Origin of the sequence: Pseudomonas sp. (genome assembly GCF_037994325.1) — a bacterium.
GTDB lineage: Bacteria > Pseudomonadota > Gammaproteobacteria > Pseudomonadales > Pseudomonadaceae > Aquipseudomonas.
The window spans coordinates 1-5,172 of the sequence record NZ_JBBNAH010000030.1 but is presented as its reverse complement, the minus strand read 5'-3'; the positions used below and the strand labels follow the sequence as shown (position 1 = coordinate 5,172).

The following is a 5,172-nucleotide window of genomic DNA, read 5'->3' as shown; positions in this document are numbered from 1 at the left end:
ATTTGGTGATTCAAACGGATGATTTAAAAGGGCTTTTTTAGCAATCATTCGTATCGATGGTTACTATCGCGCCCTTTCACTTCTGCAAGAAATCTCAGTGAGTACCATAGGCTCCGTACCCACTTTTAAGCCCCCGCAAGGAGCCCCAAAATGAAAAACCAAGTATTCGCTAGCCTGATTCTGGCCAGCCTTTCCGCCAGTGTATTTGCTCTTCCTTCTGACCAGCCACAGTTCACCTTTGGCGGCCAATTCGTCCACTCGTCCATGGTCGCAGAAGATGGTGCAGATCGTACCGGCGCTAACCGTGTAGCCGAAGGTGGTGCAGATCGTACTGGCGCTAACCGTGTAGCCGAAGGTGGTGCCGACCGTACTGGTGCCAACCGTGTGGCTTGATGTTCTGCGTTACCTCACATAAAAAACCCGGCCAATTCAGCCGGGTTTTTTTATGGGTAATGTATTTGCACCGTTGCGCTAACCCTCCAGGCACTCACTAAACAGCCGCTGCACCGGCAGGTTGCGCTGGCTATGACGCAGCAGCAGGATCAGTTCGCGGTGAAAGGTCAGTTCGCCCAGCTCGATAATTCGCACCCGCGCGCCATGTTCAACCCACAGGCCCGCCAGCGGAATCAGCGACACACCCAGCCCGCACTCAACCATCTTCACAATGCCGTCCAGCTCATCCAGCTCCAGCGCCACATTCACTTCCAGTCGCTGCTCGCGCAGAAAGCGGCTCACCAGTCGGCCTCCAAATGAAGTGCGGTCGTAGCGCACCAACGGATGGTCGCGTAGCAATTGCAGCGGGTCCTCGCCGGCCAGGTGGTGCGGCACGATTAATACAAACGGCTCCTGGCGCAGCACCTGGGTATGCAATTCCTTGGGCAACGCAAAAGGCGGACGAATCAGAATGGCGACATCCAGCTCCCCCGCATCCACTTGGCTTAGCAGGTTCAGGGAAACGCCCGGCACCAATTTAGGCTCCACCCTCGGCGCCGCTTGTCGTAAGCGCAACAGGGCGGCGGGCAATAAACCCGTTTGTACACTGGCAATAGCGCCTATTTTCAGCTCACCGCTGCACTCGCTTGCGCTATCGGCGGTGCCCATGCGGCTGAAAATGTCGAGCATCTCTCGTGCCATCGGCAACGCGCGTTCGCCCGCAGCATTAAGGATGGCCTGGCGTCCTGTGCGATCGAATAGCTGCTGGCCCAAGGCGTTTTCCAGGTTACGAATCTGTGCGCTGATGGCCGATTGCGTCAGGCCGATGTGCATGCCTGCCGCAGCAAAGGTGCCGTAACGTGCCACGGCAATAAAAGTCTTGAGTTCACGAAGCATGCAGGCGCCATCGGTAGGGAATTGATCGAAATAATTTGAGCTCGGCGCAAAAAGTAACGTCTTTTAATCAATAAATACAGGGCTAGAATCGGTTCACCGTGTTTAATCCGAGACGTCTTTATGAGCATTTCTCCGTTTCATCTGGCTATTCCTGTGTTCGATCTCGCCGCCGCTCGCGCTTTCTATGGCGACGTATTTGGTCTCAACGAAGGCCGTTCTAGCGAGCACTGGGTGGATTTTGATTTTTTCGGCCACCAGTTAGTCATTCACGAACACCCGAAAACCTCCTCCCAGGAACAGGCACACACCAATGCCGTTGACGGTCATGATGTACCGGTGCCGCACTTTGGCGTAGTGCTGGGTTGGGCAGAGTGGGAAGCCTTGGCGCAGCGCCTGCAGGGGCTAGGGACCCGGTTTGTGATCGAGCCTTACGTGCGTTTCAAAGGCCAAGTCGGCGAGCAGGCCACCATGTTTCTCTTCGATCCTTGCGGCAACGCCTTGGAGTTCAAGGCCTTTAAGGATATGAGCCAGCTGTTTGCCAAATAGCCGGGCAGGGCGCCTTCGGCTATCCTTGGCGCCCTCGATTTTCAGCCAGGACCATGCCCATGAAAGCGCAACTCGTAGAACTGATCAGCAAAATAAGTTCGGGGTGCATGGGCGCCGAGGAAATCGAAAAAATCGCCGATGAAGCGGCGCAAGCCTACGCTGACCCTGCCGCCTTTCTCGCGGCCAATCCGGATATCAACTACGACGACACCTTTCCTATCCCCCTGGGTGAATGGGTTGTGGTCGGCAGCTTGCCGGAGACCGTGTTGTTTCAGGCCGACACCTACGCTGACCTGCTGCAACAGATCATCGACTCCTTCGGCAAAGAAGTGACCTTCAATATCAAGCCCAAGCAGCTATTGAAGACTGAGCCACTGACCGCCATGAACCGCATTCAAGTGCAGCTCAGCGCCTTGAGTCCGGAAACCAAGGGCTATGTGCTGGTGGACTTTAGTCAGCCGCTAGACGATGAGATGCAGGCGGTGTTGGTGTACACCACTGATCTTGAGCGGGTGTTGCAGCTAAGTGCGGAAGTCGGCATTGCTGCGGCCGGTTCGTACGAAGCATTGCGCGTCGCCGTACACATTTAAGGTTTACCAGATTCTGTCGGAGGCCGTGCGCACCCGGGCGATTGTCGATAGGTCGCCTGGTACGCAAAGCACATCCTACGCAGTAATCAGGTTTAGCTGAGCAACAACCAAGCCCCAGCGCCTGCCGAGGCCGCGCCAGCAATACGCACCAGCGGCGCAGCGGCAACCGGTAATGCTCGCACTAGCGCATAACCTGCGGCGTGCAGCGCAGCGGTGGCAGCAACAAAGCCAACAGCGTAACCCCAAGGGCTGGCCAGCGCTGGCAACTCCAGGCCGTGGGCAACGCCATGGGCCAAGGCGAACAGCGCGGTCAAGCCAACCGCTAAAAACACTGGCGGGCGCACAGCCACTGCCACCAGCAGGCCCAGGGCCAGTACCGACGCCGCAATCCCGGTCTCCATAAACGGCAGTTGCAGCCCTTCAAAGCCGAGCAAACCACCCAGCAACATGGTGCCGACAAAGGTCACTGGCAGTGCCCAGCGGACGGCGCCTTTTTGTTGGGCGGCCCATAGACCGACGGCGAGCATGGCCAGTAAGTGATCCATGCCGGTAATGGGGTGGGCAATGCCGGCGAGCATGCCGGACGAGTCGTGCCCAGGGTGGGCAAAGGCCACGGCAGGGGAGAGGAACAGCGCCAGGCTGAACAAGGCTTTACGCAGTTTCATGGAAGCTCCTTTTAAACAGTGCAAACGATCAGGCTGCGGTGAGCAGGCCCTGTTTTTCGATAAAGGCGATGATTTCATCCAGGCCTTGGCCGACTTTCTGGTTGCTGAATACAAAGGGTTTATCGCCGCGCATCTTCTTGGTGTCGCGCTCCATTACTTCCAGCGACGCACCGACCATTGGCGCCAAGTCGACCTTGTTGATCACCAGCAAGTCAGATTTGCAGATGCCGGGGCCGCCTTTGCGCGGCAGCTTGTCCCCGGCCGAGACGTCGATGACGTACAGGGTCAGGTCAGACAGTTCCGGGCTAAACGTCGCCGACAGGTTGTCGCCGCCCGACTCCACGATGATCAGGTCCAGCCCAGGAAAGCGGCGGTTGAGCTGGTCGACAGCTTCGAGGTTGATCGAGGCATCTTCACGGATCGCGGTATGTGGGCAGCCGCCGGTTTCCACACCGATGATGCGTTCCGGCGCCAAGGCCTCGTTACGCACGAGAAATTGCGCATCTTCCTGGGTGTAAATGTCGTTGGTGACCACTGCCAGGTTGTAGCGATCGCGCAGGGCCAGGCACAGGGCCAGAGTCAGTGCGGTTTTGCCGGAGCCGACCGGGCCACCGATACCGACACGTAGAGGTTGGCTGTTCATGGTTGCATGTTCCTTTTCGTGTGCATGTTCAAGAGCGGAATAAGCGGCTGTACTGGCGCTCGTGCGCCATGCTGGCCAAGGCCAGGCCAAAAGCAGCGCTGCCCCAGTGCTCGGGTGTGTGGTGCTCAGCCTGCTGTTGCGCTTGTTGCAGCAGCGGTAACAGCTGGGAAGTCAGGCGCTGCGCGGCTTGCTGGCCCAGCGGCAGGGTTTTCATCAGTACCGCCAGTTGGTTCTCTAGCCAGCCCCACAGCCAGGCAGCCAGGGCGTCGGCAGGTTGGATGGCCCACGCGCGCGCGGCCAACGCCCACATCAGCGCGAGACCGGGTTCGCTCACGTTGCTGAGAAAGGCGCGGGCGTCGTCGTCCAGTTCCGGTAAACCTTCCAGCAATTGCTTGAGCGAGTAGCCCATTTGCCGGCTTTCCTGCTGCAACTCGCGGGTTTCGCGGCTGGCGCGGTGTTGCTCGGCAAGCGCCGCCAACGCTTGCCAATCGCCGACAGCGGCGGCATTGCAATGGGCCAGTAGCAACGGTGCTTCGAAGCGGGCCAGGTTGAGCAACAGTTGATCGGCAATCCAACGCTGGGCCGTTTGCGGGTCGCTCACCACCTCGCGCTCCACCGCCATTTCCAAGCCCTGGGAATAGCTGTAACCGCCAATCGGCAATTGCGGGCTGGCCAGGCGCATCAGCGCCCAGGCAGGGCTAAGCGCGCTCAAGCTCACGTACGCACACCAAACTGGTGCAGGCGCGGCGCGTAACTGAATTCTTCATCGCCAGCATGGGAGTGGTGATGGCCGCCGCCATAGGCGCCTTGCTCGGGCTGGTAGGGCGCGTCGATCAATTCCACCGTAGCGCCCAACTGCTCCAGCATGGCTTGCAGCACATAGTCTTCCGGCAGGCGCAGCCAGCCATCGCCCAGTTGCAGGGCAACATGGCGGTTACCGAGGTGGTAGGCCGCGCGGGTCAGTTCGAAGGGGTTGGCGCAGGTTACGTGAATCAAGCGCTCGGGGCTGGCGCTAACGCGAACCACGCGGCCATCTTGCGCTTGGAGAAATTCACCGTCGTGCAGCGCCGGCTGACCGCGTTCGAGGAACAGGCCGACGTCTTCGCCCGTCACGGTGAAACAGCGCAAGCGGCTTTTACTGCGGGCGGCAAAGCTCAGGTGTAATTCGGCGTCCCAGCTCTGTTGTGGCGGGATACGGGAATGGATGACCAACATAAAGGTGTACCGGCAGATTCAATAACTGGTGCAGAGCAAGTGCGGTGCCAAGGCGGGCAGGGGTAGTGCTGAAGCGGCCTACACGCTTAAGGGATAAAAACTGGGGCATTGGTCAGGTTTTATTTGGTGCGCGGTGCGCGCAGGTGCACCTCTTTGGTGCTTTGATCTTCGTTGGCTTCGTCCC

General features: G+C 58.9%; 8 protein-coding genes. 3 read left to right on the top strand and 5 right to left on the bottom strand.

What is annotated here, in order from left to right:
- Window positions 1-150: 150 nt before the first annotated feature.
- Window positions 151-393, top strand: coding sequence for a hypothetical protein (locus AAAB16_RS01020; protein ID WP_340661652.1), 243 nt, complete (start codon window positions 151-153; stop codon window positions 391-393).
- Window positions 394-471: 78 nt separating this feature from the next.
- Here the strand turns inward: AAAB16_RS01020 and AAAB16_RS01015 are convergent, their stop codons facing one another.
- A complete protein-coding gene (locus tag AAAB16_RS01015; protein WP_340661651.1) occupies window positions 472-1,329 on the bottom strand; it encodes a LysR family transcriptional regulator in 858 nt (285 codons plus the stop codon).
- 120 nt (window positions 1,330-1,449) lie between these two features.
- On the opposite strand from AAAB16_RS01015, the gene AAAB16_RS01010 reads away from it, so the two are divergent.
- Both AAAB16_RS01010 and AAAB16_RS01005 read left to right on the top strand, forming a co-directional pair.
- Window positions 1,450-1,875, top strand: a complete 426-nt coding sequence (locus AAAB16_RS01010; protein ID WP_340661650.1) for a VOC family protein — start codon at window positions 1,450-1,452, stop codon at window positions 1,873-1,875.
- Between the two features lie 59 nt (window positions 1,876-1,934).
- Window positions 1,935-2,465, top strand: coding sequence for a hypothetical protein (locus tag AAAB16_RS01005; protein WP_340661649.1), 531 nt, complete (start codon window positions 1,935-1,937; stop codon window positions 2,463-2,465).
- 92 nt (window positions 2,466-2,557) lie between these two features.
- Here AAAB16_RS01005 and AAAB16_RS01000 read toward each other — a convergent pair whose 3' ends face one another.
- Genes AAAB16_RS01000 through ureE form a run of 4 tightly spaced genes read right to left on the bottom strand, consistent with a single transcriptional unit; the run spans window position 2,558 to window position 4,988 of the window.
- The gene (locus AAAB16_RS01000) at window positions 2,558-3,130 is read right to left on the bottom strand and encodes a HupE/UreJ family protein (protein WP_340661648.1); all 573 of its coding nucleotides are present in this window, start codon (window positions 3,128-3,130) and stop codon (window positions 2,558-2,560) included.
- Window positions 3,131-3,158: 28 nt separating this feature from the next.
- Complete coding sequence (ureG, locus tag AAAB16_RS00995; RefSeq protein ID WP_110618149.1) at window positions 3,159-3,773, bottom strand: urease accessory protein UreG; 615 nt, start codon at window positions 3,771-3,773, stop codon at window positions 3,159-3,161.
- Window positions 3,774-3,801: 28 nt separating this feature from the next.
- Window positions 3,802-4,455 carry an urease accessory UreF family protein gene (locus AAAB16_RS00990; protein WP_340661653.1) on the bottom strand — a complete coding sequence of 218 codons (654 nt, stop codon included), beginning with the start codon at window positions 4,453-4,455 and terminating at the stop codon, window positions 3,802-3,804.
- 32 nt (window positions 4,456-4,487) lie between these two features.
- Complete coding sequence (gene ureE / locus AAAB16_RS00985) at window positions 4,488-4,988, bottom strand: urease accessory protein UreE (protein WP_340661647.1); 501 nt, start codon at window positions 4,986-4,988, stop codon at window positions 4,488-4,490.
- Window positions 4,989-5,172: the final 184 nt, after the last annotated feature.

Bases quoted from the DNA above. Each gene is read 5' to 3' on its own strand.
- AAAB16_RS01020 (WP_340661652.1), top strand. From the start codon at position 151: ATGAAAAACCAAGTATTCGCTAGCCTGATTCTGGCCAGCCTTTCCGCC.
- AAAB16_RS01015 (WP_340661651.1), bottom strand. From the start codon at position 1,329: ATGCTTCGTGAACTCAAGACTTTTATTGCCGTGGCACGTTACGGCACC.
- AAAB16_RS01010 (WP_340661650.1), top strand. From the start codon at position 1,450: ATGAGCATTTCTCCGTTTCATCTGGCTATTCCTGTGTTCGATCTCGCC.
- AAAB16_RS01005 (WP_340661649.1), top strand. From the start codon at position 1,935: ATGAAAGCGCAACTCGTAGAACTGATCAGCAAAATAAGTTCGGGGTGC.
- AAAB16_RS01000 (WP_340661648.1), bottom strand. From the start codon at position 3,130: ATGAAACTGCGTAAAGCCTTGTTCAGCCTGGCGCTGTTCCTCTCCCCT.
- ureG (WP_110618149.1), bottom strand. From the start codon at position 3,773: ATGAACAGCCAACCTCTACGTGTCGGTATCGGTGGCCCGGTCGGCTCC.
- AAAB16_RS00990 (WP_340661653.1), bottom strand. From the start codon at position 4,455: ATGCGCCTGGCCAGCCCGCAATTGCCGATTGGCGGTTACAGCTATTCC.
- ureE (WP_340661647.1), bottom strand. From the start codon at position 4,988: ATGTTGGTCATCCATTCCCGTATCCCGCCACAACAGAGCTGGGACGCC.